Origin of the sequence: Halomonas sp. XH26, assembly GCF_024138895.1 — a bacterium.
Taxonomy (GTDB): domain Bacteria; phylum Pseudomonadota; class Gammaproteobacteria; order Pseudomonadales; family Halomonadaceae; genus Vreelandella; species Vreelandella alkaliphila.
Genome location: NZ_CP071889.1, coordinates 781770 through 806179, shown reverse-complemented (window position 1 = coordinate 806179; position 24410 = coordinate 781770). Strand labels below are relative to the sequence as shown.

Here is a 24410-nt window from a genome sequence, read left to right as displayed (position 1 = left end):
TGCCAAATGCCCTTAAAGCTCGATCAGCGAATCGCCGACGGTGACGCTGTCACCCTCGCTGACGTTAACTTTCGATACGGTACCGGCACCACTGGCGCGCACTTCGGTTTCCATTTTCATGGCTTCCAAAATAATCACCACATCGCCATCCGCAACTTGGTCACCCGGGCGTACATTGACCTTGAAGATATTGCCAGCAAGCGGTGCATCAATGCTTTCTCCACTAGGTGCAGGCGCTTCCTCTTTGGGTGCGTTAGTACTCACTGCCGCCTGTTCCTGCACCGCGCCTATCTCGCCACCTTCAGACACTTCCACTACAAACGCTTTGCCATTGAGCTTAACGGTGTACGTTTCCGGGCCACTCGAGACCACTGGCGCTTTGCTTTCGGCTTTTGCTGGTACGTTAGTGCTTTTCGCTTCAGCCACTTGGGGGGCAGGTTCGAAGGCATCCGGGTTGTCACGGTTTTTAAGGAATTTCAGACCAATTTGCGGGAACAGTGCGTAGGTCAGCACGTCGTCTACTGTCTGCTCGCCGCTGGCAATACGAATGCTGTCTGCGCTCGCCTTCTCTTTAAGCTCGGTCGCTAGTCGGTCCATTTCTGGCGACAGGTTATCTGCTGGGCGACAGGTGATCGGTTCACCACCTTCGAGCACGCGTTTTTGCAGCTCTGCATTAAACGGCGCGGGCGCGGAGCCGTACTCACCTTTTAGCAGCGCCTGAACTTCTTTGGAGATGGACTTGTAACGCTCACCCATCATCACGTTCATCACTGCTTGGGTACCCACAATCTGGGAAGTTGGCGTCACCAGCGGAATAAAGCCAAGGTCTTCGCGTACGCGGGGGATTTCATTCAACACATCGTCAAGCTTATCGCCGGCGCCCTGCTCTTTAAGCTGGCCTTCCATGTTGGTGAGCATGCCGCCAGGCACCTGGGCAATCAAAATGCGTGAGTCAATACCGCGCAACGAACCTTCAAACGCCGCATACTTTTTGCGCACTTCACGGAAATAGCTGGCGATATCTTCCAACAACTCCAGGTCAAGACCGGTATCGCGATCGGTATCTTTGAGCATGGCCACGACAGATTCAGTCGGACTATGGCCATACGTCATGGACATGGAAGAGATCGCAGTATCGACATTATCGATCCCCGCCTCGACGGCTTTCAAAATTGTCGAGGTCGACAACCCAGTAGTAGCATGACAATGCAAGTGAACGGGAATAGACAGCTCTTTTTTCAACCGCGTGACAAGGTCATAGGCAATATAAGGCGTCAGAAGCCCCGCCATATCCTTGATAGCCAGCGAGTCAGCACCCATTGCGGCAATGGTTTTAGCAAGCTCTACCCAGCTATCCAGGGTATGTACCGGGCTAACCGTATAAGAGATAGTGCCTTGCGCATGTCCACCTACTTGGCGAACCGCTTTGATGGCACGCTCAAGATTGCGCGGGTCATTCATCGCGTCAAATACGCGGAACACATCAACCCCGTTGGTCTTGGCGCGCTCGACAAACTTATCAACCACGTCATCGGCGTAGTGGCGATAGCCTAATAAGTTTTGGCCACGCAACAACATCGCTTGAGGTGTATTCGGCATCGCCTCTTTCAGTGCCCGAATACGCTCCCAAGGGTCTTCACCCAAATAGCGAATGCATGAATCAAACGTTGCTCCACCCCAAGTCTCTAATGACCAATAGCCAACATTGTCGAGTTTTTCGGCAATCGGCAGCATGTCATCAAGACGCAAACGGGTGGCAAACAGCGATTGATGGGCATCGCGAAGAACAACATCAGTGATCCCCAGAGGACGTTTTGTTTCATTCATGGTCGTGGCTCACAATTTTCACGTTATGGATTTGTAGTAAATTTAACAAAATAAATAGTAATTGAGCGGTAGGATAGCTACAAAACTAGGGCCTTACTTACGGCGCGAAGAACGATAACGGTGCACTGCAGCACTAATCACTGCCCTGACTTCATCATCCTGGCCTTTCGGTGCAGATGGTTTTGCATTATTTCGGCCGCTTGGCGCTGCTATAGGAGCAGGCTGAAAACGGCTAATCAACTTCGACATTAGCGTAACGCTAATTACCAAAACCGTAAGAAAAACAAATACAAAACCCATACCCAACCCCATAAGGGCAAGCCCTTCCTGGAGCAACTCTGACTCTTGCATACCGCATTCCCCCTCTTTCAAATGCTTTTCGGCACACCAATAGCCTCTAAAGGCGCTTGGCGCAGTGAGGCTAATACACTAACCTGCCACATCCAGGATAGATTGCAATCGCGCCATAGTGGAAGTCATGGTTGTTAATTTACTACATAAAGGCAGGATAGGCCTAGCGCCTATGGAAGGTGTCATCGACGCCTTAACGCGTGATTTACTGACTCAGCAGGCAGGTTTTGACTGGGCAGTGACTGAGTTTGTCAGGGTGGTCGACGCACGACTCCCACCTCGCGTGTTCTATAAACATTGCCCCGAACTGTCAGCAGGCAGCGTCGCCACCCCTAGCGGCGTTCCTGTGCATTTACAGCTTTTGGGATCAGACCCTGTGGCACTAGCCAGCAATGCGCAACAGGCACTCTCGCTGGGCGCTATCAGCATTGACCTTAACTTTGGCTGCCCCGCCAAACTGGTCAATCGTCATGATGGTGGTGCATCACTACTTCGCCAGCCAGATCGCGTTTATCGCGCCGTAAAAGCGGTCGCTGAAGCATTAGACGGCGAAATTCCAGTGACGGCTAAAATCCGCCTTGGCTTTTCTGATCGTCGCTTAGCAGTCGCTTGTGCCCAGGCCACAGAAGCTGGCGGCGCTGCACAGCTTGTTGTCCACGGCCGCACACGAGATGAAGGCTATCGCCCGCCTGCGCACTGGGAGTGGATTGGCAAAGTTCGCCATCAAGTATCGATCCCTGTCGTTGCGAACGGCGATATTTGGACATTAGAGGACTACTGGAAGGCTCGCACTCTATCAGGTTGCGAGGATGTTATGCTTGGCCGTAGCGCCCTCTCGGACCCATGGCTTGCAGCTCGCATACGCCACTGGCAGCGCACAGGAGAGCGCCTCCCTGACACTACCTGGACAATGCGCGCCAACGTTCTAAAGCGATACGCCGACTTACAGCGGCGACAACTGCCAGATCGAGTAGTCGTGTCACTCGTCAAGCAGTGGCTAGCACAAATGCGCCAAGGCAATAGCGAAGCGAACCAACACTTTCATCGCCTGAAACGCCTTACGGATCTCGACACGCTGCTTAACAACCTGATTCCCAGCACATCACTTTGCTGCGAGCCCGCATAATTCGTTTTCGGCATTAGGTTAGTAGCACAAAAAAAAAGCGCCCGGCCGCTGTGCGGGGACGCTTTAAACGATCTCAAGACCAAAGCACGAGCTACTATGGTCAGGCTAGAAATAAGAAAACCCGCTTTCTGTTGAAAGCGGGTTTTTCGAATTTGGCGCGCCCGGGAGGATTCGAACCTCCGACCCCCTGATTCGTAGTCAGGTACTCTATCCAGCTGAGCTACGGGCGCTTAACAGTTTTTAACATCACTTACGTGAGCAAAAACATAGTAACATCAATAACTTCTGAATTCAAGCTGGCGCGCCCGGGAGGATTCGAACCTCCGACCCCCTGATTCGTAGTCAGGTACTCTATCCAGCTGAGCTACGGGCGCTTATCCAAATTGATGTTGCTTTATGCAGTTGGCGGAGAGAGAGGGATTCGAACCCTCGATAGGGCTATAAACCCTATACTCCCTTAGCAGGGGAGCGCCTTCAGCCACTCGGCCACCTCTCCTCAACGGCACGGCGCGAATATTACCGATTTTGATGACTGCTGTCCAGTCTTATGCCGATTTTTTTCGCACCGCCCCGCAGTTACCGCTTAAGCGCCCTCTAATGAGCGCAGCACAAACGGCCATTTACTCAGATTCGCTTTCGCTGTTGCGTTCACGCTGAATGCGCTGGTAAATCTCTTCGCGGTGAACCGCCACGTCTTTTGGTGCGTTAACACCAATGCGCACTTGATTACCTTTCACACCTAGCACTGTAACGGTGATTTCATCACCTATCATCAGTGTTTCGCCGACACGGCGGGTTAGGATGAGCATGGCTGATCTCCTTCTCAGACGTTTTATACAACGGGATGTGTCCGCTCAAAGCGGCACCACGCTATTATGCGGCATGGTGCCGCCACCACCAATGGCTCAAGCCCCTATGACACCTTAACCTCCCGTTGAAAGAAAGCTCACCACCACACGGCAGCAAGTCCTCTTCAGCGTAGAAGGTTTAGCGCATAATTGTTATTCAGATTCGATATCAGACTTATCTAAACCGAATGCTTTGTGCAAGGCGTTAACCGCAAGCTCCATATGCTTTTCATCAATGACAACGGAAATTTTAATCTCCGAGGTTGAAACCATACGGATATTGACGTTTTCGTCTGCCAAAACACGGAACATTTTAGAAGCAACACCGGCATGAGAGCGCATACCAACCCCTACAAGCGATACTTTTGCAATGTTGTCATCGCCACGTAGTTCGCCGCCGCCCAAGTCAGGAATTACTGTCTCTTCAAGCAATTTCTTCGTTGCTTTGTAATCGCCTTTGGCTACCGTAAAGGTGAAGTCAGTGTAATCACCAGCAGGTGCTACGTTTTGCACAATCATATCGACTTCGATATTGGCATCGGCGATAGGACCAAGAATACGCGACGCTACACCTGGCACATCAGGCGTATTCAACAGGGTTAATTTAGCTTCATTTTTAGTAAAAGCGATACCGGAGATTAGCGGTTCTTCCATAGCGTCCTCGTCTTGGTCTGCGTCTGCAACAATTAGGGTGCCGGGGCCATCTTCAAAGCTCGACAGCACGCGAAGTGGTACGTTGTACTTACCAGCAAATTCGACGGCGCGAATCTGTAGAACTTTGGAGCCTAGGCTTGCGAGCTCAAGCATTTCTTCGACGGTAATGCTCTCAAGGCGCTGAGCCTTGGAACACACGCGAGGGTCAGTGGTGTAAACACCATCAACATCGGTGTATATCTGGCACTCATCAGCACCAAGCGCTGCAGCAAGCGCAACACCCGTGGTATCTGAACCACCACGCCCAAGCGTCGTAATGTTGCCGTCTTCATCAACACCTTGGAAACCAGCCACCACAACTACTTTCCCGTCATCAAGATCAGATTTCAGGTCATCAGTTTCAATGCGCTGAATACGCGCTTTGGTGTAGGCGCTATCGGTATGAATGCCGACTTGGGCACCCGTATGGGAAGTGGCAGAAACTCCAATTTGCTGAAGCGCCATTGCCAACAGCGAAATAGTTACCTGCTCACCGGTAGAGAGCAGCATATCCATTTCGCGTGGTGCTGGGTCTTCATTGATTGCGTTTGCCATATCGGTCAGGCGATTGGTCTCTCCGCTCATCGCGGACACCACCACTACAACTTGGTGGCCTTGGTCGCGAAAGCCTTTAACCTTTTCCGCCACGGCCTTGATACGGTCGACAGAGCCCACCGAGGTGCCGCCGAACTTCTGTACGTATAATGCCATATGCCGTTTTTTCCTATAGGTTCGGGAATGGAGAGTGAGTATTGTTATTACTATTTAACAAAAAGCCGGTAGCAAATAGTGCCACCGGCCTTTGTAATTAGCTAAGCGTATTTTCCAACCAAGCCGGTACGCTGCTTAATGCCGCAGGCAAGGCATCAGGTAAACTTCCACCCGCTTGAGCCATATCTGGGCGGCCACCACCTTTACCGCCTACTTGCGAAGCGACATGATTAACTAGCTCACCTGCCTTAACGCGACCCACTAAGTCTTGGGTAACCCCGGCAATCAAGCTCACTTTACCTGCCGCAGTATCCGCAACCCCAAGCAAGATGACGCCAGAGCCAAGCTTGTTTTTCAGCTGATCAAGTACGCCACGCAACTCTTTACCGGAAACACCCTCAAGTTGGGTGACTAGTAAATTAATACCGTTAATTTCTTGCACCTGGCTAAGCATGTCACTGCCCGCAGCGCTTGCCAGCTTCGCTTTCAGTTGCTCAAGTTCTTTTTCCAGCGCACGGTTACGCTCAACCAGTGATTCAACCCGAGCTTCCACTTGCTCGGGTTTGGTTTTCAGTCGCTCACCTAACCGCTGAACACGCGCCTCCTGCTCACGGAAATAAGCCAGCGCATTTTCACCGGTAATCGCCTCAATACGACGCACGCCAGAAGCGATACCTACTTCGCTCACCACATGGCAACAACCAATATCGCCACTGCGGTTCACGTGAGTACCACCGCACAGCTCGATAGAGAAGTCGTCAGCACCAATGGTCAATACCCGCACGTTATCAGCATACTTTGCTTCAAACAGCGCGGCAGCCCCTTTGGCTTTTGCTTCTGCGAGGCTCATCTGCTCTGTCTTGGTCGGTGCATTCGCTAAGATCTGCTCATTTACCAGACGCTCAACTTCCGCTAATTGCTCTACGGTCATCGGCTCGAAGTGGCTAAAGTCAAAGCGCAGGCGCTCTGCGTTTACCAGTGAGCCTTTTTGCTGAACATGGTCACCCAGCACCATACGCAGTGCTTTATGCAGCAAGTGAGTCGCCGAGTGATTACGGATGGTCGCGCTACGCAAGCTGGCATCCACCTCGCCTCGCACGTTAGCGCCGACGCTCAGCGCGCCATCGACCATAATCCCCTGGTGAAGGTGGTGGCCACTCTGTTTCTGCGTGTCGGTTACCTGGAAGCGACCGCCATCAACATATAAGTAACCGGTGTCGCCCACCTGGCCGCCCGATTCACCATAGAATGGCGTACGGTCCAGTACAACGGTGCCTTTCTGGCCAGCTTCCAGAGCCGCTAACGCATTACCTTCGCTATCCACGATGGCAGTAACTGTCGCTTGGTCGGCCAGGTGTTCGTAACCGGTAAACTGGGTTTCCCCCTCCAGGTCAATAGCAGCGCTGTAGTCAGCGCCAAACTGGCTGGCCGCCCGCGCACGTTCACGTTGCGCTTCTAACTCGCGCTGAAAACCGGCTTCATCCAGTGTGACTTCACGCTCACGGCATACATCCGCCGTCAGGTCGAAGGGGAAACCGTAGGTATCGTAAAGCTTGAAGACGGTTTCGCCAGGTAGCACGTCACCCTGTAGCTCTTCAAGCGCCGCATTCAATAGCCCCATGCCGTGGTCCAGCGTGCGAGCAAACTGCTCTTCTTCTTTAAGCAGCACGCGGGTAATTTGTTCACTCGCTTCACGCAATTCAGGATAGGCGTCGCCCATCTCAGCATCTAGTGCGGTTACCAGCTTGTGGAAAAACGGCTCGGAAGCACCCAGTTTATGCCCATGGCGAATCGCCCGGCGAATAATCCGACGTAGCACATAGCCGCGCCCTTCGTTGGAAGGCAGAACGCCGTCTGTAATCAAGAAGGCACAAGAGCGAATATGGTCGGCAATCACGCGTAACGAAGGCGTCGTGGTGTCACCATGGCCTGTCGCTTCAGCAGCAGCTTTCAGCAGGTTTTGGAACAGGTCGATCTCGTAGTTGGAGTGAACGCCCTGCATTACAGCAGCCACCCGCTCCAAGCCCATTCCCGTATCGATGGAAGGCTTAGGCAGCGGATTCAATGTTCCAGCAGCATCACGATCGAACTGCATGAACACTAGGTTCCAGATTTCGATGTAGCGATCGCCATCTTCTTCAGGGCTGCCAGGCGGGCCGCCCCATACTTCCGGACCATGATCAAAAAAGATTTCAGAGCTGGGGCCACAAGGACCGGTGTCGCCCATTTGCCAGAAATTATCTTCATCAAGCTTTGAGAAACGCTCAGGGTCAATGCCGATATCATCTTTCCAGATACGCTCTGCTTCGTCGTCACTGATATGCACCGTTACCCAGAGCTTCTCTTTGGGCAGGCCCAGCGTTTCCGTCAGAAATGTCCAGGCAAAGCGAATGGCATCACGCTTAAAGTAGTCACCAAAGCTGAAGTTACCCAACATTTCAAAAAACGTGTGGTGACGCGCCGTGTAGCCAACGTTATCTAGATCGTTGTGCTTACCGCCAGCACGCACGCAGCGCTGGGCTGACGTGGCGCGCACATAGGGTCGCGGGTCACGGCCAAGAAAAACATCTTTGAAGGGCACCATGCCTGCATTGGTAAAGAGCAGCGTCGGGTCATTGCCCGGCACTAGAGAGCTGGTGGGCACAATAGTATGCCCCTGCTTTTCAAAAAAAGATAAAAAGGCCTGTCTGATCTCTGCGCTTTTCATAGGGTATCCGTGACAAGAAAGCATGATGCCCCAGGGCGCTATCGCCGCCACCCGCTGGGGTCGCAAAAGGGACATTATAACGCAGTTGTCAAACGACTAAAGCCGCAGTTAGTGGCAGAACTAAAACAGTGGGTGAAAAAACACCAGGAGAAGGCTTATATAAGGGGAGCTACAAGCAAGACAACGCGTAGCGGATTTGCTCAAAATTAAAGCCGCGTGTGGCGAGAAAACGTTCGCGTTTAGCACGCTCTTTGGGAGTATCACCTGGCGAGGAAAAGCGCCGAGCCAAGGTATCACGGGCTAGCTCAAACCAATCTACGGCTTCGCGCTCTTCTACTGCGGCAAAAGCCATCGTTGACGTTTCTTGATCTACGCCCCGCTGGCGCAGTTCACCCTTAATGCGAATAACCCCTTGCCCACGAAGAATCCGCGAACGTATAAAGCTTTCAGCAAAACGTTCATCGGACTGTAAATTCTGCTCTTCTAAGCTATTCAGACAGACATCAATCTCATCAGGCTGAAATGATTTTTGCTGCAACTTGCGCGCTAGCTCAGCGCGAGAGTACTCGCGCCGAGACAGCATTTGAATCGCCACTTCACGCGGCGTTAACTCACTACTGGGGGGGAACATACTGTTCTCTCAACGGTTTAAAGAACAGTATCACAAAGCAGCTTACAGCAAATCATCATCGCTCTCAGCTGCAACATCTGCCTCTGGGGCTTCTTCTTTTTTTGCATCCGGCGGAGCAAGCAGCTGAGCTCGGATTTGCGCTTCAATCTCTTCCATGGTCTCAGGATGCTCTTCTAAATACTGAGCTGCATTGGCTTTGCCCTGACCAATCTTTTTGCCTTTGTAGCTGTACCACGCGCCCGCCTTGTCTACCAAGCTGCACTGCACGCCCAGGTCGATCACCTCGCCCGCATGGTAGATACCCTTGCCGTAGAGAATTTGGAACTCTGCCTGACGGAATGGCGGCGCCACTTTGTTTTTAACTACCTTCACACGGGTTTCGTTACCAGTAACTTCATCACCCGATTTTACTGAGCCTGTACGCCGGATATCCAGGCGCACGCTGGCGTAGAATTTAAGCGCGTTACCGCCGGTCGTGGTTTCGGGCGAACCGAACATTACGCCGATCTTCATGCGGATCTGGTTGATAAACACCACTAAACAATTGGCGTTTTTGATATTACCGGTAATTTTACGCAATGCCTGAGACATTAAGCGTGCTTGAAGACCAACGTGGGAGTCGCCCATTTCGCCTTCGATTTCAGCACGCGGTGTTAATGCAGCCACGGAGTCGATCACGATCACATCTACCCCGCCAGACCGTACCAACATGTCGGTAATTTCCAGCGCTTGCTCACCGGTATCAGGCTGGGAAACCAGCAAGTCGTCTAGATTAACCCCTAGTTTTTCTGCATAGCTTGGGTCCAGAGCGTGCTCTGCATCGACGAACGCACATACTTTGCCCTGTTTTTGCGCCTGCGCAATGACTGATAGAGTCAGAGTCGTTTTACCCGATGACTCTGGGCCATAAATTTCACATACGCGCCCAAACGGCAACCCGCCGATACCAAGCGCGATATCAAGCCCCAGTGAACCGGTGGAGACAGACGGCATTATCACGCGCGGTGCATCGCCAAGGCGCATAACAGTCCCTTTACCAAACTGGCGATCAATCTGGCTAAGTGCAGCATTTAGCGCTTTGGTGCGGTTGTCATCCTGAGCCATGCAGAAATTCCTCATTACAAACTGTATAATTAGCCAGTAGTATGCCAAAGATTAGCGGCTAAACAAATCCTCAGCACCATATTTAATGTTTATTTCTTTTCACTGCCTTGGGCCTGGGCCATCAAGCGCGCAACTAGGCCTGCCAATGCTTCACGTACGGCTTGTTCGCGTACCGCCTGTCGGTCGCCGTGAAAGTGGAAACGCGCTGCCTGTTGGCTTTCTGCACTGCCCCAGGAAAGCCATACGGTACCAACAGGCTTCTCTTGACTGCCACCATCAGGACCAGCCACTCCACTGACGGCAACCGCTAAATCAGCACCACTTGCTAAGCAGGCACCTTTAACCATTGCATTAACTACTTGCTCGCTGACCGCGCCATGGGCTTCGATAAGCGCCTCGGGCACATCCAACATACGCGTTTTAGCAGCATTGGAGTAGGTCACATAGCCTGCTGTAAAATACGCAGAGCTACCTGCCACAGAGGTAATTGCGCTGGCGATACCGCCGCCTGTACAGGACTCTGCTGTGGAAACTTCAACCCCAAGCTGCTGACACAGCCTTCCCAAGCGTTGAGCGAGCAGTGATAGGTCAAGATTCTTCAGGCTTGAAACGCTAGGTGCCATGGTGACTCCTTCATGTGAGACCTCAGTTCAGCGTAGAATACCGTGTTTAACTTTCTCAAAGAAATTGCTCAAAGAAATTGCTCAAAGAAATTGCTCAAAGAAATTGCCCAAAGAAGTTGTTTAAAGTAACTGCCAAAGAACATGCCGCAAGCTGAGACTGCTTGCGCAACGCTCAACCAGGACGCCCATGTCACAGGCCAGCCCCGCTCATACGCCAATGATGGCGCAATATCTGAAGATCAAACGCGATCACCCCGAGGTACTTCTGTTTTACCGGATGGGGGATTTTTACGAGCTATTTTTCGATGACGCCAAGCGCGCCGCAATGCTGCTGGATATCACCCTTACCCAGCGCGGCCAGTCAGGTGGCAAACCTATTCCTATGGCAGGCGTGCCCTACCATAGCGCTGAAGGCTATTTAGCCCGCTTGGTGTCAGCCGGTGAATCCGTCGCTATCTGCGAGCAAATCGGCGACCCTGCCACCAGTAAAGGCCCCGTTGATCGACAAGTAGTACGCATTGTCACCCCTGGCACGCTTCACGATGAAGCCTTACTGGATGCTCGCCGAGATAACGTGCTGGTCGCCGTTGCACCCGGCAAAGACGGCTGGGGCCTTGCATGGCTGGAGCTTTCCAGTGGGCGCTTCAATGTTTTGGAAGTAGAAAGTGAAGCCGAGATGCAGGCAGAGCTAACCCGCCTGTCGCCCGCCGAACTGTTAGTGCCCGAAAGCTTAACACTGCCCGACGCATGGTCACAAAAGCGCAGCCTGCGACGCCAAGGGGAGTGGCTGTTTGACTTAGACAGCGCCACGCGCAGCCTATGCGATCAATTTGAAGTCCAGGATTTACGCGGCTTTGGTTGCGCGCACTTAACCACCGCACTCATCGCGGCGGGTGTACTAATCGATTACGCCCGAGACACCCAACGTTCACGACTGCCCCACGTAACGGCCATTAGCGTCGAAAACCGTGATGATGCCGTAGTGATTGACGCGGCCAGTCGGCGTAATCTGGAAATTGATATTAATCTCGGCGGCAACAGCGATAACACCCTGGCCAGCGTGTTAGACACCTGCACCACCGCGATGGGTTCGCGATTACTAAAGCGCTGGCTTAACCGCCCGCTGCGCCAGCGTAACGTCGTGGAAGATCGTCACGCGGGCGTGGCGTTGCTCTCTATTGAAGCAGCCTACCTGTCGCTACGCGATACGTTGAGTGATGTAGGCGACGTCGAGCGCATCCTGGCTCGCGTCGCACTGTATAGCGCACGTCCCCGGGATTTGGCGCGCCTGCGCGACGCCCTGGTAACGCTACCCGCACTTGAGCAATTGCTAAGCGAAATTGATAGCGGTAGCGCTATCGATAGTCTTAAACCTCACATTCGCCCCTACCCAGAAATAGCCGATACCTTAACTCGCGCATTGGTTGAGAATCCGCCCGTGGTGATTCGCGATGGCGGCGTGATTGCGAACGGCTTTGACGCCGAGCTAGATGAACACCGTGGCATGGCTGAAAACGCCGGTGAGTACTTAGTGCAGTTGGAGCTGCGCGAGCGCGAACGCACTGGCCTGGCCAATTTGAAAGTCGGCTATAACCGGGTTCATGGCTACTTTATTGAACTGCCTCGCTCTCAGGCTCAGCAGGCACCCGCCGACTACATCCGTCGTCAAACGCTAAAAAATGCTGAACGCTTTATTATTCCAGAACTTAAAGAGTTCGAAGACAAAGCACTCTCGGCCAAGTCCAGGGCCCTCACGCGTGAGAAATGGCTCTACGAGCGCCTGATGGGCGAGCTCAACGCGGCGCTTCACGCACTGCAAAACACCTCGCGGGCATTGGCTGAACTTGACGTGCTCTGCGCCTTTGCCGAGCGTGCAGAGGCACTCAATTGGGTAAGGCCTCAGCTACGAGATGCCACTGGCCTTAGAATTACCGCTGGACGGCACCCTGTTGTCGAACATGTCAGCGACACACCCTTTGTACCCAACGATGTCACGCTAACACCTGATCAGCACATGTTGATTATCACCGGCCCCAACATGGGCGGTAAATCAACCTATATGCGCCAAACCGCGCTCATCGCACTGTTGGCTCATAGTGGCAGCTTCGTACCTGCTGATAGCGCTGAAATAGGCCCTGTAGATCGTATCTTTACCCGCATAGGCTCGTCAGATGATCTAGCGGGTGGTCGCTCTACATTTATGGTGGAAATGACCGAAACCGCTAATATTTTGCACAATGCTACTGAGCATAGCTTGGTATTAATGGACGAGATTGGTCGTGGTACCAGTACTTTTGACGGCCTTTCACTGGCCTGGGCAAGTGCTGAGTACCTAGCCGAAGCAAAGGCACTCACCCTATTTGCCACGCACTATTTTGAAATGACCGCGCTGCCGGAACAAGCAGAGGGTGTGGCAAACATTCACCTAACCGCCACTGAGCACGGCGACAGCATCGTGTTTATGCACCGCATCGAAGCTGGTCCTGCGAGCCAGAGCTATGGCTTACAGGTAGCCCAGTTAGCAGGTGTTCCCAACCATGTGATACGCAGAGCCCGTGAAAAGTTAATGGCCCTCGAGCAGCGCGATGTGGATGAGTTGCAGCGCCCAAGCGGCATTTCTACAGCACCGCAACAAAACGACTTGTTCGCCAGCGCACCGCACCCCGTGGTGGAAGCGTTAGGCAAAGCCGATGTAGACGATTTAACACCCCGCGAAGCGCTAGCGCTGCTATATCAGTGGCGAGAGCTACTGTAATGGTATGAAAGGAAAGCCATGAGCGCTTGCCGCCGCGTAAGGGCACCACTAGAATGTCGCCCATACTGTTTTATCTTATAAGAAACGGCCGATTTATAACCATTAACTATTGACCACGACCGGGAAGCTCCCGGTCCCGCAAGAGGGATAGCAAGATGACGTTTGTCGTTACCGAGAACTGCATCCAGTGTAAATACACCGACTGTGTTGAAGTCTGCCCGGTCGACTGCTTCTACGAAGGCCCCAACTTCCTGGTCATTCACCCAGACGAGTGTATTGACTGCGCCCTGTGTGAACCGGAGTGCCCCGCAGAAGCTATCTTCTCAGAAGATGAGCTACCGGATGGCCAAGAGCAGTTTATAGAAATTAATGCTGAATTAGCCGATGTATGGCCGAATATTGCCGAGAAAAAAGATCCGCTGCCTGATGCAGAAGAGTGGGACGGCAAAACAGGTAAGCTGGAAAAGCTCGAACGCTAATCTTAGAAGCCACGCATTTTCAGACCAGCGTTCGCGCTGGTTTTTTTGTGTGCCACGGGCTGTGCACACAAAAAAAGGCGGCCCGTAGGCCGCCCGCTCCAAGCACTTCCTCTGACCTCTCCCTGTGTCAAACTCCTCAGATACCATCCTTGCCAGAGCCCACATCACTGTGTCACCTAGCGTATCTGACCTGCATCCCGTTGCATCCTGCCTGAAGCATCCTTGCCTCCCCTGTCCTGAATGCATTGTGGCACAAAGCCATCACAACTCAAGCAGACCAAAACGGCAACGGGCGAGCCACTGCGGCTCGCCCGTTACAAAAAAACCATAAAAATCAAAAACATAAGATAAAATAAAAAAGCATTTGAGCGATTAGCGCCGGCATTTGTAAGATATCTCTTACAAAATCTTGAGACATCTCTTACACGCCGACGCTCATTTTCGCTTACTGCCCTTTAATGGCTTTCAAGCCAGGGTAAGCCACATCACCCAATTCCGCTTCGATGACGAGCAGGCGGTTATATTTCGCGACGCGGTCAGAACGACACAGAGAGCCCGTTTTAATTTGGCCTGCACAGGTGCCCACGGCCAAATCGGCAATCGTCGTATCTTCAGTTTCACCACTACGGTGTGAAATAACCGCGGTAAAACCAGCGTCCTGGGCCATTTTGATCGCATCCAGCGTTTCAGACAGCGAGCCAATCTGGTTGAATTTGATCAGAATTGAATTACCAATTTGCTCGTCTATACCACGCTTAAGAATCTTGGTATTGGTAACAAACAAATCGTCGCCAACCAGCTGTACTTTGTCGCCCAGCTTGTCAGTCAGTGCTTTCCAGCCCGCCCAGTCTGATTCATCCATACCATCTTCGATGGAAACGATCGGATAGTCCGCACAAAGGCCTGCCAGGTAATCGGCAAACCCTTCGGCATCGTAGCTTTTACCTTCACCGGAAAGATTGTACTGGCCATCTTTGTAGAACTCGGAAGAGGCACAGTCTAGCGCCAAGGTAACGTCTTTACCCAGTGCGTAACCGGCATCAGCAACAGCTTGCTTAATGACCGCCAGGGCATCTGCGTTAGATGCCAAGTTAGGGGCAAAGCCGCCTTCGTCACCCACGGACGTAGAAAGGCCTTTAGCAGACAGTACTTTTTTTAGCGCGTGGAAAATTTCCGCACCCATGCGTAGGCCTTCACGGAAGTTTGCCGCGCCTACTGGCTGTACCATGAATTCCTGGATATCAACGTTATTATCGGCGTGCTCACCACCGTTAAGAATGTTCATCATCGGTACCGGCATGCTGTACTGCCCCGGCTGGCCATAAAGCTCGGCAATGTGCGCATATAACGGCACACCTTTAGCATTGGCAGCGGCTTTAGCCGCAGCCAGCGACACCGCCAGAATGGCATTCGCACCCAGATTCGCCTTATTTTCAGTGCCATCCAGGGCTAACATTGCGTCGTCCAGCCCACGCTGATCACGCGCATCCATTCCTAACAACGCAGCACTGATGTTGCCATTCACGGCCTCAACGGCTTTTAAAACGCCTTTGCCAAGGTAGCGTGTCTTGTCGCCATCGCGCAGCTCGAGCGCTTCGCGGGAGCCTGTAGAAGCGCCGCTTGGCGCACATGCTTCACCTACGGCGCCACTCTCCAGGCGAACCATGGCCTGAACGGTAGGGTTGCCGCGGGAATCGAGCACTTCTAGTGCGCTGATTTCAACAATTTTGGTCATAACAGTGTCCTTTGGTTGTCAGTCTAATGGATGATTGTGGGTCCAATGTATACCATATTTGCCGTCGCGGTTAACGGATGGTCAAAGGCGTAAACCCCTTCACCAAGGCATCTAGCTGCGAAAGCTGAGTCAAAAATGGCTCTAATTGATCTAATGGCAGTGCGCAGGGTCCATCGCACTTAGCATTATCTGGGTCAGGGTGAGCTTCTAGGAAGATACCCGCCAAACCAACGGCCACACCCGCACGGGCCAACTCTGCCACTTGGGCACGACGGCCATCGGCACTGTCCGCACGGCCACCCGGGCGCTGTAAGGCATGGGTGACATCGAAAAACACCGGGTAACCGGTCTGTTTCATATCGCCAACGCCTAGCATATCCACCACCAGGTTGTTGTAGCCGAAGCTAGTACCACGCTCGCATAGCATCAGACGGTCGTTACCGGCTTCCTGAAACTTAGTGAGGATATGGCGCATTTCGTGAGGTGCTAGAAACTGCGGTTTTTTGATATTAATCGCCGCACCGGTGTTAGCCATCGCCACCACTAGATCGGTCTGGCGGGCAAGAAACGCTGGCAGCTGAATTATGTCAGCGACTTCAGCCGCAGGCTCTGCCTGCCAAGGCTCATGAACGTCGGTAATGATGGGCACGCCATAGCGCGCTTTAATATCCGCTAGAATCTGCAAACCTTTTTCTAGCCCAGGTCCACGATAAGAGTGGATAGAACTACGGTTCGCTTTATCAAAGCTTGCCTTAAAGACATAAGGCATTCCGAGCTTTTGCGTCACATTAACGTAGGCCTGCGCCACTTCATCAGCAAGCGTCGCTGACTCCAGCACATTCATGCCGCCCAATAACATTAGCGGCAAAGAATTGCCGGCGGTTAGGCCGGCAACGTTAATATGACGCTCTGGAAAGGATGATTGAGAAGTCGAAGACATATTATTCGCTCTCCCTCTTATTCCTGAGTCGTTGTATGAGCGCGCGTACGTGCCGTTTTGTGCTCTAAGGCAGCATTAACAAACCCAGAGAACAACGGGTGTCCGTCACGTGGTGTCGAGGTAAATTCCGGATGGAATTGACACGCCACGTACCAAGGGTGGTCAGCCAGCTCGACGACTTCTACCAAGGACTGATCGACGCTCTTGCCAGAAATGACCAGACCTGCCTGCTCTAACTCATCAATAAACTGGTTATTGACTTCAAAGCGGTGGCGATGACGCTCGACAATCTCATCAGCACCGTAGGCTTCGCGAGCTTTGCTACCGGATTTCAAGTGACAGACCTGACCGCCTAGACGCATGGTGCCACCTAAGTCAGATGCAGCGTCACGCAGCTCGATCTTACCTTCAGCGTTAATCCACTCGGTAATCAGGCCCACCACAGGGTGCTTGGTGTCGTGGGTAAACTCGGTAGAGTTAGCATCTTCCCAGCCAGCCACATTGCGGGCAAATTCGATGACCGCTACCTGCATGCCCAAACAAATACCCAGGTAGGGAATGTTGTTTTCACGCGCGAACTGAGCGGTAAGAATTTTGCCTTCCACACCGCGCTCGCCAAAGCCACCAGGTACTAAGATGGCATCTTTGCCAGCTAGCCGCTCGGTGCCGTGATGCTCGATATCTTCGGAGTCGATATAGTCAACATTGACCTTAATACGCCCTTGAATGCCTGCGTGAATAAGCGCTTCGTTGAGCGACTTATAGGCGTCCAGCAGCTCCATGTATTTACCGACCATGGCAATACTTACCGACTTCAGCGGATTCAATTTGGAATCCAGCACTTTGACCCATTCGGAAAGATCGGCAGGCTCTGCTTCCAGGCGCAGCTTATCGCAAACAATGTCGTCCAGACCGTGCTCATGCAGCATCAACGGAATCCGATAAATAGTATCGGCATCCTGTAACGGTACAACGGCACGCTCTTCCACGTTAGTGAACAGGGCGATTTTACGGCGCTCGCTCTCTTCAAGCTCTACTTCGCTACGGCAAATCAAAATATCCGGCTGGATACCAATCGAGCGTAGCTCTTTGACGCTGTGCTGAGTCGGCTTGGTCTTGGTCTCGCCTGCCGTCTTGATATACGGCACCAGCGTAAGGTGCATGTAAATCGCTCGACTAGCGCCAAGCTCACTACGAATCTGACGAATAGACTCTAAGAACGGCAGTGATTCGATATCCCCCACCGTGCCACCGATTTCTACCAGCGCCACATCAAAGCCTTCACCGCCAGCATAGACGCGCTGTTTAATTTCATCGGTAATATGAGGGATGACCTGAACGGTACCGCCCAAGTAATCACCACGGCGCTCTTTGCGCAGTACATTTTCGTACACGCGCCCCGTCGTGAAGTTGTTCCCTTGGGTCATTTTGGTGCGAATAAAACGCTCATAGTGCCCTAAGTCCAAGTCCGTCTCGGCGCCATCTTCGGTGACGAACACCTCGCCGTGCTGGAAAGGACTCATGGTGCCCGGGTCCACGTTGATGTAGGGGTCGAGCTTGAGCATGGTGACCTTAAGGCCGCGGGCCTCTAGAATCGCCGCCAGCGAGGCCGACGCGATGCCCTTGCCAAGAGAGGACACAACGCCGCCGGTCACGAAGATATATCGTGTCATGGAAAACCTGTCGAAACGTGATCAAAAGGCGTAACAGAAAGCCACACCAGGATGGGATGACAGAATAGCAGAGTACGCCTAAAGGCTCAATTTGAACTGCAGGTGGCAGAGGGGCGAAGACGCCCCTCACTATCAAAACTAAACGCCTAGGTAATCCAAAATCCCCTCAGCAGCTTGGCGGCCTTCGTAAATCGCGGTGACCACCAGATCAGAGCCGCGCACCATATCGCCACCAGCAAAAATTTTCGCATTGCTGGTTTGGTAGGCGTACTGGCCATGCTCTGGCGCTTTTACGCGATCACGCTCATCGACCTGGATATTGGCGCTATCGAACCACGGTGCCGGGCTTGCCTGAAAACCGAAAGCTACCACTACTGCGTCGGCGGCAATAATTTCTTCAGACCCAGGCACCACTTCAGGACGTCGACGGCCGTTTTCATCGGGCTCACCCAAACGGGTACGCACGACCTTAACCCCTTCGACCTGCTCTTCACCTACCACCGCAACCGGCTGGCGGTTGAACAGAAACTCAACGCCCTCTTCTCGCGCATTAGCAACTTCACGGCGGGAACCGGGCATGTTTTCTTCATCACGGCGATAAGCGCAGATCACGCTGTCGGCGTGCTGGCGAATCGAGGTCCGATTACAATCCATCGCCGTATCACCACCGCCAAGCACCACCACACGTTTACCTTCCATCGAGATAAAGTCGTTAGGATCTTTTTCAAAGCCTAAGCGACGATTAACGTTGGCGATCAGGAAATCGAGCGCTTTATACACGCCAGGTAAATCTTCGCCGGGGAAGCCACCTTCCATGTACTTGTAAGTCCCCATACCCAGGAAAACAGCATCGTACCCCTGCAGCAGCGTATCGAATTCGATGTCGGTACCAATTTCGGTATTCAGACGAAACTCGACGCCCATCTCTTCAAAGACGGCGCGGCGACGCTCCATCACGTTCTTTTCCAGTTTAAATTCTGGAATACCGAAGGTAAGCAGACCGCCAATCTCGGGATACTTATCAAATACGACGGGTTTGACGCCATTACGTGCCAGGATATCAGCGCAACCAAGACCCGCAGGCCCGGCACCTACGATGGCGACCTTCTTATCGGTCCACTCCACCTTAGACATATCCGGACGCCAACCCATCGCAAACGCGGTGTCGGTAATGTACTTCTCTACCGACCCAATGGTAACCGCACCAAAGCCGTCGTTCAGCGTACAGTCGCCCTCACACAAACGATCTTGCGGGCACACGCGGCCACACACTTCCGGCAGCGAATTGGTTTTGTGTGAAAGCTCGGCTGCTTCAATAATATTGCCTTCCACCACTAGCTGAAGCCAGTTGGGAATGTAGTTATGTACCGGGCACTTCCACTCGCAGTACGGATTGCCGCAGTGCAGGCAACGGTGCGCCTGACTCGCTGCATCGGTGGGCTTAAAGGGCTCGTAAATTTCAGCGAACTCTTTTGACCGTGTGTGTGCGGCTTTTTTCTGTGGGTCTTGACGACCCACATCTACAAACTGGAAATCGTTATTTAAACGGTTAGCCATGATCTCTCTCCTCGAAGCGTAGGCTCTGGCGGGTTATTCCGGCTGACGCCGAGATTGATTCAGCAAACTACCCAAGCTCGCCGCTTTTGGCTTCACTAGCCAGAAGTGGCGCGCGTAGTCGCCGAAGTCTTCCAGAATCGCCGCGCCCCGAGCGGAGCCTGTCGCCGCAACGTAGGCTTCGATCATTTCACGCAAATGACGGCGATACGCTTCCATCGCTTCGGTATTGACCCGGTGGATTTCGACCAGCTCGTGGTTGTACTTGTCCACAAAGGTACGGTCTTCATCCAGGACGTAAGCAAAACCTCCGGTCATGCCCGCGCCAAAGTTAACGCCCGTTTCACCCAATACGCAGACCAAGCCCCCGGTCATGTATTCACAACAGTGGTCACCTGCGCCTTCAATAACAGCAGTAGCCCCAGAGTTACGCACGGCAAAACGCTCACCCGCAGTACCTGCGGCAAACAGCGTGCCGCCCGTCGCACCATACAGACAGGTGTTACCGATAATGGCGGTTTTGTGACTTTCAAACTGGCTAACCTTGGGCGGCACAATCACAATGCTGCCACCGTTCATGCCTTTGCCCACGTAGTCGTTGGCATCGCCTTCGAGATAGAGGTTTAAGCCACGGGCGTTCCACACTCCGAAGCTTTGGCCAGCTACCCCGGTAAAGCGCGCAGTGACCGGGGCTGATTCCAAGCCATCTTCACCGTAGAGTTTGGCAATCGCGCCAGAACTCAATGCACCTACGCTGCGGTCACAGTTAGTGATGGTGAAATCAAACTCTCCGCCAGACTGACTTTCAATGGCCTCTTTTAGTGCTGCCAGCACTTCCTGGTTCTTAGCGCCGGGATCGTGGGGCACATTACGACTCACTTTACAGAACTGCGGTGCATCTGCAGGCACAAAATCATTCGAAAGCAGCGGGGTTAGATCCAATTTACGCTGAGCGGCCGTATTGCCTTCCAACACTTCAAGCAGATCGGTGCGGCCAATCAGGTCCGTCAACTGACACACCCCTAGCATCGCCATCAGTTCACGCACTTCTTCAGCAATAAAGCGGAAGTAGTTTTTCACCATGTCGACAGTGCCGCGGAAGTGCTCGCCACGCAGGAAGTCATCTTGCGTTGCTACGCCGGTGGCGCAGTTATTCAGGTGGCAAATACGCAGGTACTTACAGCCCAGCGCCACCATCGGCGCCGTACCAAAGCCAAAGCTTTCAGCCCCCAGAATCGCCGCCTTAACGACATCCAGACCCGTTTTGAGACCACCATCGGTCTGAAGGCGAATCTTGTCGCGCAGGCCGTTAATACGCAGCGCTTGGTGCACTTCGGGTAACCCAAGCTCCCAAGGAGAGCCCGCGTGCTTGATAGAGGTCAATGGGCTTGCCGCGGTACCACCGTCGTAACCAGAAACAGTGATCAGATCCGCATAGGCCTTCGCCACACCAGTGGCAATAGTGCCAATACCTGGCTCAGAGACCAATTTTACGGAAACCTGGGCATCTGGATTGACTTGCTTAAGGTCGAAAATCAGCTGCGCCAAGTCTTCAATCGAGTAGATATCGTGGTGTGGCGGCGGTGAAATCAGCGTCACACCAGGCACCGCGTAGCGCAACCGGGCAATCAACTGGTTCACTTTGCCGCCCGGCAGCTGACCACCTTCACCGGGTTTGGCACCCTGGGCAACTTTGATCTGCAGTACTTCCGCATTGACCAAATAGGCCGGGGTAACGCCAAAGCGGCCAGAAGCAATCTGCTTGATTTTCGAACTACGGATGGTGCCGTAGCGAGCAGGGTCTTCCCCACCCTCGCCGGAGTTGGAGCGCCCGCCCGACTCATTCATTGCTTGGGCCAACGCCTCATGGGCTTCCGGAGAAAGCGCACCTAGCGACATACCGGCGCTATCAAAGCGCGGAATCAGTGCCTCAATCGGCTCAACATCCTCTAACGGAATGGGCGTTGCAGCAGGTTTGAGCTTAAGCAAGTCACGAATAGTGGCAACCGGACGCTCGTTGACCAACTGAGCAAACTTTTTCCACTTTGCGTAGCTGCCTTCTTGCACCGCCGCCTGGAGCGACTTCACGACATCGGGGTTGTAGGCGTGATATTCGTAGCCATGAACATACTTCAGCATACCGCCTTGGGAGATGCCTTTGCGGGCAATCCAGGCATCCTTCGCCAGCAGCTCTTGCTGCATTTGCAGCTCAGCAAAGCCAGCGCCCTGAATGCGTGATGCCATGCCGACAAAGCAGGTATCCATGATCTCATCGGATAGCCCCACCGCTTCGAACAGCATAGAGCCGCGGTAGGAAGCTAACGTTGAAATACCCATCTTCGAAAGAATTTTGAACAACCCTTTCTGCAGACCTTTGCGGTAATTCTCACGAGCATCAGCAGGGTTGCCTGTTAGCTCACCGGTGCGATGCATATCCGCCATCACTTGGTAAGCAAGCCACGGGTACACAGCCGTTGCGCCCACGCCAAACAGCACTGCCATTTGGTGGGCATCCCTTGCATAGCCGGTTTCCACCACAATGTTGGCGTTCGGCCGCAGCGCCAAACGACCAAGATGAGAGTGAACGGCTCCCACTGCTAAAGCCGCCTGGATGGGCAACTGTCCTTTGGGAAGGTCAGCATCGGTCAACACCAGAATCACTTTGCCCGCTTTTACCTGCGCTTCAGCTTCTTGGCAAAGTAAGGTGACTGCCCGCTGCAAACTGGTGTGCTCCGGGTCGTACCCGAGTGACAGCGTGTGGCTAGCAAAAGCAGGATCATCCTGGCTGACCAGCGCAGTAAATTTACGTGGTGACAGCACCGGCGTTGTCAAAATCAAGCGGTGAGCATGCTCAGGCGTTGCCTTAAAGACGTTCAGCTCCGCACCACAGCAAGTCTCCAACGACATAACAATCGCTTCACGAAGAGGGTCGATCGGGGGATTGGTCACCTGGGCAAACTTTTGGCGAAAGAAGTCGGTCAGCAGACGCGGACGGCTAGACAGCACGGCCATGGGAGTATCATCACCCATCGAGCCAACCGCCTCCTGGCCACTTTCTGCCAACGGGCGCAGCACCTGATCACGCTCTTCAAAGCTCACCTGAAACATTTTCTGCTGAACATTAAGCGCGTCAGTGTCCATTGTCTGGAAACGCGCAAGCTCAGTCAGCGCTGACTCTAGGTAATGGGCTTCCTGCTTGAGCCAGCGCTTATAGGGATAAGCTGACTTCAGGCGGTTATCGATATCCTGGGTGTGCAGTACTTCGCCAGTCTGAGTGTCTACCGCCAGCATCTGGCCTGGGCCAACACGCCCCTTAGCGACGACATCCTCAGGGCGATAACCATAAGTGCCAATTTCAGACGCTAGCGTGATGTAGCCATTCTTGGTAATCACCCAGCGCGCGGGGCGAAGGCCGTTGCGATCCAGCATACAAACAGCTTGACGACCGTCGGTCATTACCACACCGGCCGGGCCATCCCAAGGCTCCATGTGCATGGAGTTGTATTCATAGAACGCGCGTAACTCGGCGTCCATGGTCTCAACGTTTTGCCAAGCAGGCGGCACCATCATGCGCACCGCACGATGTAGCTCCATACCGCCAGTCAGCAGCACTTCCAGCATGTTATCCATGCTTGAGGAGTCTGACCCAGTGGTATTGACGATTTCGTCAAGCTCAGCAATATCAGGCAAGCGCTCGTTAACAAAATTGGCTTTACGAGAGTTCGCCCAGCCGCGGTTGGCTTCAATCGTATTGATCTCGCCATTATGAGCCAGCAGGCGGAATGGCTGGGCTAGCGGCCAGCGCGGTGCAGTGTTAGTAGAGAAACGCTGGTGGAACACGCAAATGGCGGTTTCCAGACTTGGATCATTCAGGTCTTTGTAGAATGCCGGCAAATCTTCCGGCATGACTAAGCCTTTATAGGAAACAACTTCTGATGAGAGTGAAGCAACATAAAAGTCTTCATCGCTACGTAGCGCTTGCTCTGCATAACGGCGCGCCATAAACAGATCAACATCGAAGCGATCACTGCCTGAATTTCCACTACTAGCTGGCTGAACAAACAGCTGCTCAATGCGCGGCAGACAGTCCAGCGCCATTGGGCCACATACACTAGAGTCGGTGGGCACTTCGCGCCAGCCCAATACATCTAAACCACGGCTGCTTAGTTCGCGCTCAAGGGTTTCTTTAGCATGAGCGGCACGCGTATCGTCATCTGGCAAAAAGATGACGCCTACAGCAAAGCGCTCGCCAAGCTCCGCATCAAGCGCTTGCTTCGCGGCAGCGCGCATGAATTGCACCGGCATTTTCAGCAGTAAGCCGCAACCGTCACCGGTTTTGCCGTCTGCCGCAATACCGCCGCGATGGGTCATGCAGGTAAGTGATTCAATAGCAGTTTTCAGCAAGTCGTGGCTGGCCTGCCCTTCCATATGGGCAATAAGGCCAAAGCCACAGTTATCGCGAAACTCGCCAGGCTGGTGAAGACCTCTATTCATGGGCGTGCCTCTAGTCAGCGTATTTATTTAGCAGTGTTTTCATGTTATCGTAACGGGTTTTTCTTATTTTTGACTTCTTACTACCCATTAAAAACAGGGCATTTCCCGCTTCCACCGCTTCAAGAAAAGGTCGCTCAGCATAGCGATTTGCCTGCATGT

The 24410-nt window shown here is 53.1% G+C and carries 16 protein-coding genes and 3 tRNA genes; 3 read left to right on the top strand and 16 right to left on the bottom strand.

The genetic code is table 11. From position 1 onward, the window contains the following. Window positions 1-12 precede the first annotated feature (12 nt). The gene (gene oadA / locus J4377_RS03735; RefSeq protein ID WP_253486853.1) at window positions 13-1827 is read right to left on the bottom strand and encodes a sodium-extruding oxaloacetate decarboxylase subunit alpha; all 1815 of its coding nucleotides are present in this window, start codon (window positions 1825-1827) and stop codon (window positions 13-15) included. Window positions 1828-1920: 93 nt separating this feature from the next. Next, a complete protein-coding gene (locus J4377_RS03730) occupies window positions 1921-2178 on the bottom strand; it encodes an OadG family protein (protein ID WP_089039064.1) in 258 nt (85 codons plus the stop codon). Window positions 2179-2305: 127 nt separating this feature from the next. Between J4377_RS03730 and J4377_RS03725 the strand changes: the two genes are divergently transcribed. After that, window positions 2306-3304 carry a tRNA-dihydrouridine synthase gene (locus J4377_RS03725; RefSeq protein WP_231657289.1) on the top strand — a complete coding sequence of 333 codons (999 nt, stop codon included), beginning with the start codon at window positions 2306-2308 and terminating at the stop codon, window positions 3302-3304. Window positions 3305-3457: 153 nt separating this feature from the next. Here the strand turns inward: J4377_RS03725 and J4377_RS03720 are convergent. The 9 genes from J4377_RS03720 to J4377_RS03680 form a co-directional block, all read right to left on the bottom strand. Beyond that, a tRNA-Arg gene (locus tag J4377_RS03720) sits at window positions 3458-3534 on the bottom strand. Between the two features lie 67 nt (window positions 3535-3601). After that, a tRNA-Arg gene (locus J4377_RS03715) sits at window positions 3602-3678 on the bottom strand. 29 nt (window positions 3679-3707) lie between these two features. After that, window positions 3708-3800 (bottom strand) — tRNA-Ser (locus J4377_RS03710). A gap of 124 nt (window positions 3801-3924) precedes the next feature. Then, the gene (gene csrA / locus J4377_RS03705; RefSeq protein ID WP_009722197.1) at window positions 3925-4113 is read right to left on the bottom strand and encodes a carbon storage regulator CsrA; all 189 of its coding nucleotides are present in this window, start codon (window positions 4111-4113) and stop codon (window positions 3925-3927) included. A 192-nt stretch (window positions 4114-4305) separates the two neighbouring features. After that, on the bottom strand, window positions 4306-5556 hold the full coding sequence (locus J4377_RS03700; protein WP_083001390.1) for an aspartate kinase: 1251 nt from the start codon (window positions 5554-5556) through the stop codon (window positions 4306-4308). A 97-nt stretch (window positions 5557-5653) separates the two neighbouring features. After that, window positions 5654-8263 carry an alanine--tRNA ligase gene (gene alaS, locus J4377_RS03695; protein ID WP_038481675.1) on the bottom strand — a complete coding sequence of 870 codons (2610 nt, stop codon included), beginning with the start codon at window positions 8261-8263 and terminating at the stop codon, window positions 5654-5656. A 169-nt stretch (window positions 8264-8432) separates the two neighbouring features. Next, on the bottom strand, window positions 8433-8894 hold the full coding sequence (locus J4377_RS03690; RefSeq protein WP_038481672.1) for a regulatory protein RecX: 462 nt from the start codon (window positions 8892-8894) through the stop codon (window positions 8433-8435). Window positions 8895-8936: 42 nt separating this feature from the next. Continuing rightward, a complete protein-coding gene (recA, locus tag J4377_RS03685) occupies window positions 8937-9998 on the bottom strand; it encodes a recombinase RecA (protein WP_038481661.1) in 1062 nt (353 codons plus the stop codon). 89 nt (window positions 9999-10087) lie between these two features. Then, window positions 10088-10621, bottom strand: a complete 534-nt coding sequence (locus J4377_RS03680) for a CinA family protein (protein ID WP_198348588.1) — start codon at window positions 10619-10621, stop codon at window positions 10088-10090. A 187-nt stretch (window positions 10622-10808) separates the two neighbouring features. Between J4377_RS03680 and mutS the strand changes: the two genes are divergently transcribed. Then, on the top strand, window positions 10809-13376 hold the full coding sequence (mutS, locus tag J4377_RS03675) for a DNA mismatch repair protein MutS (RefSeq protein WP_253486851.1): 2568 nt from the start codon (window positions 10809-10811) through the stop codon (window positions 13374-13376). 155 nt (window positions 13377-13531) lie between these two features. Then, on the top strand, window positions 13532-13855 hold the full coding sequence (gene fdxA / locus J4377_RS03670) for a ferredoxin FdxA (RefSeq protein WP_009722190.1): 324 nt from the start codon (window positions 13532-13534) through the stop codon (window positions 13853-13855). Between the two features lie 445 nt (window positions 13856-14300). On the opposite strand, the gene eno is transcribed toward fdxA, so the two are convergent. The 5 genes from eno to gltB form a co-directional block, all read right to left on the bottom strand. Next, on the bottom strand, window positions 14301-15590 hold the full coding sequence (gene eno, locus J4377_RS03665) for a phosphopyruvate hydratase (protein ID WP_253486849.1): 1290 nt from the start codon (window positions 15588-15590) through the stop codon (window positions 14301-14303). 70 nt (window positions 15591-15660) lie between these two features. Continuing rightward, window positions 15661-16530 carry a 3-deoxy-8-phosphooctulonate synthase gene (gene kdsA, locus J4377_RS03660; RefSeq protein ID WP_038481648.1) on the bottom strand — a complete coding sequence of 290 codons (870 nt, stop codon included), beginning with the start codon at window positions 16528-16530 and terminating at the stop codon, window positions 15661-15663. Between the two features lie 17 nt (window positions 16531-16547). Next, entirely contained in the window at window positions 16548-18203 is a 1656-nt protein-coding gene (locus J4377_RS03655; protein WP_038481645.1) for a CTP synthase, read from the bottom strand. Between the two features lie 138 nt (window positions 18204-18341). Continuing rightward, on the bottom strand, window positions 18342-19760 hold the full coding sequence (locus J4377_RS03650) for an FAD-dependent oxidoreductase (RefSeq protein WP_253486847.1): 1419 nt from the start codon (window positions 19758-19760) through the stop codon (window positions 18342-18344). A gap of 33 nt (window positions 19761-19793) precedes the next feature. After that, a complete protein-coding gene (gene gltB / locus J4377_RS03645) occupies window positions 19794-24251 on the bottom strand; it encodes a glutamate synthase large subunit (protein ID WP_253486839.1) in 4458 nt (1485 codons plus the stop codon). Window positions 24252-24410: the final 159 nt, after the last annotated feature.

Excerpts from the sequence above, each read along its gene's own strand:
- oadA (WP_253486853.1), bottom strand. The coding sequence starts at position 1,827 with ATGAATGAAACAAAACGTCCTCTGGGGATCACTGATGTTGTTCTTCGC.
- kdsA (WP_038481648.1), bottom strand. The coding sequence starts at position 16,530 with ATGTCTTCGACTTCTCAATCATCCTTTCCAGAGCGTCATATTAACGTT.
- J4377_RS03690 (WP_038481672.1), bottom strand. The coding sequence starts at position 8,894 with ATGTTCCCCCCCAGTAGTGAGTTAACGCCGCGTGAAGTGGCGATTCAA.
- J4377_RS03680 (WP_198348588.1), bottom strand. The coding sequence starts at position 10,621 with ATGGCACCTAGCGTTTCAAGCCTGAAGAATCTTGACCTATCACTGCTC.
- recA (WP_038481661.1), bottom strand. The coding sequence starts at position 9,998 with ATGGCTCAGGATGACAACCGCACCAAAGCGCTAAATGCTGCACTTAGC.
- J4377_RS03650 (WP_253486847.1), bottom strand. The coding sequence starts at position 19,760 with ATGGCTAACCGTTTAAATAACGATTTCCAGTTTGTAGATGTGGGTCGT.
- csrA (WP_009722197.1), bottom strand. The coding sequence starts at position 4,113 with ATGCTCATCCTAACCCGCCGTGTCGGCGAAACACTGATGATAGGTGAT.
- J4377_RS03700 (WP_083001390.1), bottom strand. The coding sequence starts at position 5,556 with ATGGCATTATACGTACAGAAGTTCGGCGGCACCTCGGTGGGCTCTGTC.
- J4377_RS03730 (WP_089039064.1), bottom strand. The coding sequence starts at position 2,178 with ATGCAAGAGTCAGAGTTGCTCCAGGAAGGGCTTGCCCTTATGGGGTTG.
- mutS (WP_253486851.1), top strand. The coding sequence starts at position 10,809 with ATGTCACAGGCCAGCCCCGCTCATACGCCAATGATGGCGCAATATCTG.
- eno (WP_253486849.1), bottom strand. The coding sequence starts at position 15,590 with ATGACCAAAATTGTTGAAATCAGCGCACTAGAAGTGCTCGATTCCCGC.
- fdxA (WP_009722190.1), top strand. The coding sequence starts at position 13,532 with ATGACGTTTGTCGTTACCGAGAACTGCATCCAGTGTAAATACACCGAC.
- gltB (WP_253486839.1), bottom strand. The coding sequence starts at position 24,251 with ATGAATAGAGGTCTTCACCAGCCTGGCGAGTTTCGCGATAACTGTGGC.
- J4377_RS03725 (WP_231657289.1), top strand. The coding sequence starts at position 2,306 with ATGGTTGTTAATTTACTACATAAAGGCAGGATAGGCCTAGCGCCTATG.
- alaS (WP_038481675.1), bottom strand. The coding sequence starts at position 8,263 with ATGAAAAGCGCAGAGATCAGACAGGCCTTTTTATCTTTTTTTGAAAAG.
- J4377_RS03655 (WP_038481645.1), bottom strand. The coding sequence starts at position 18,203 with ATGACACGATATATCTTCGTGACCGGCGGCGTTGTGTCCTCTCTTGGC.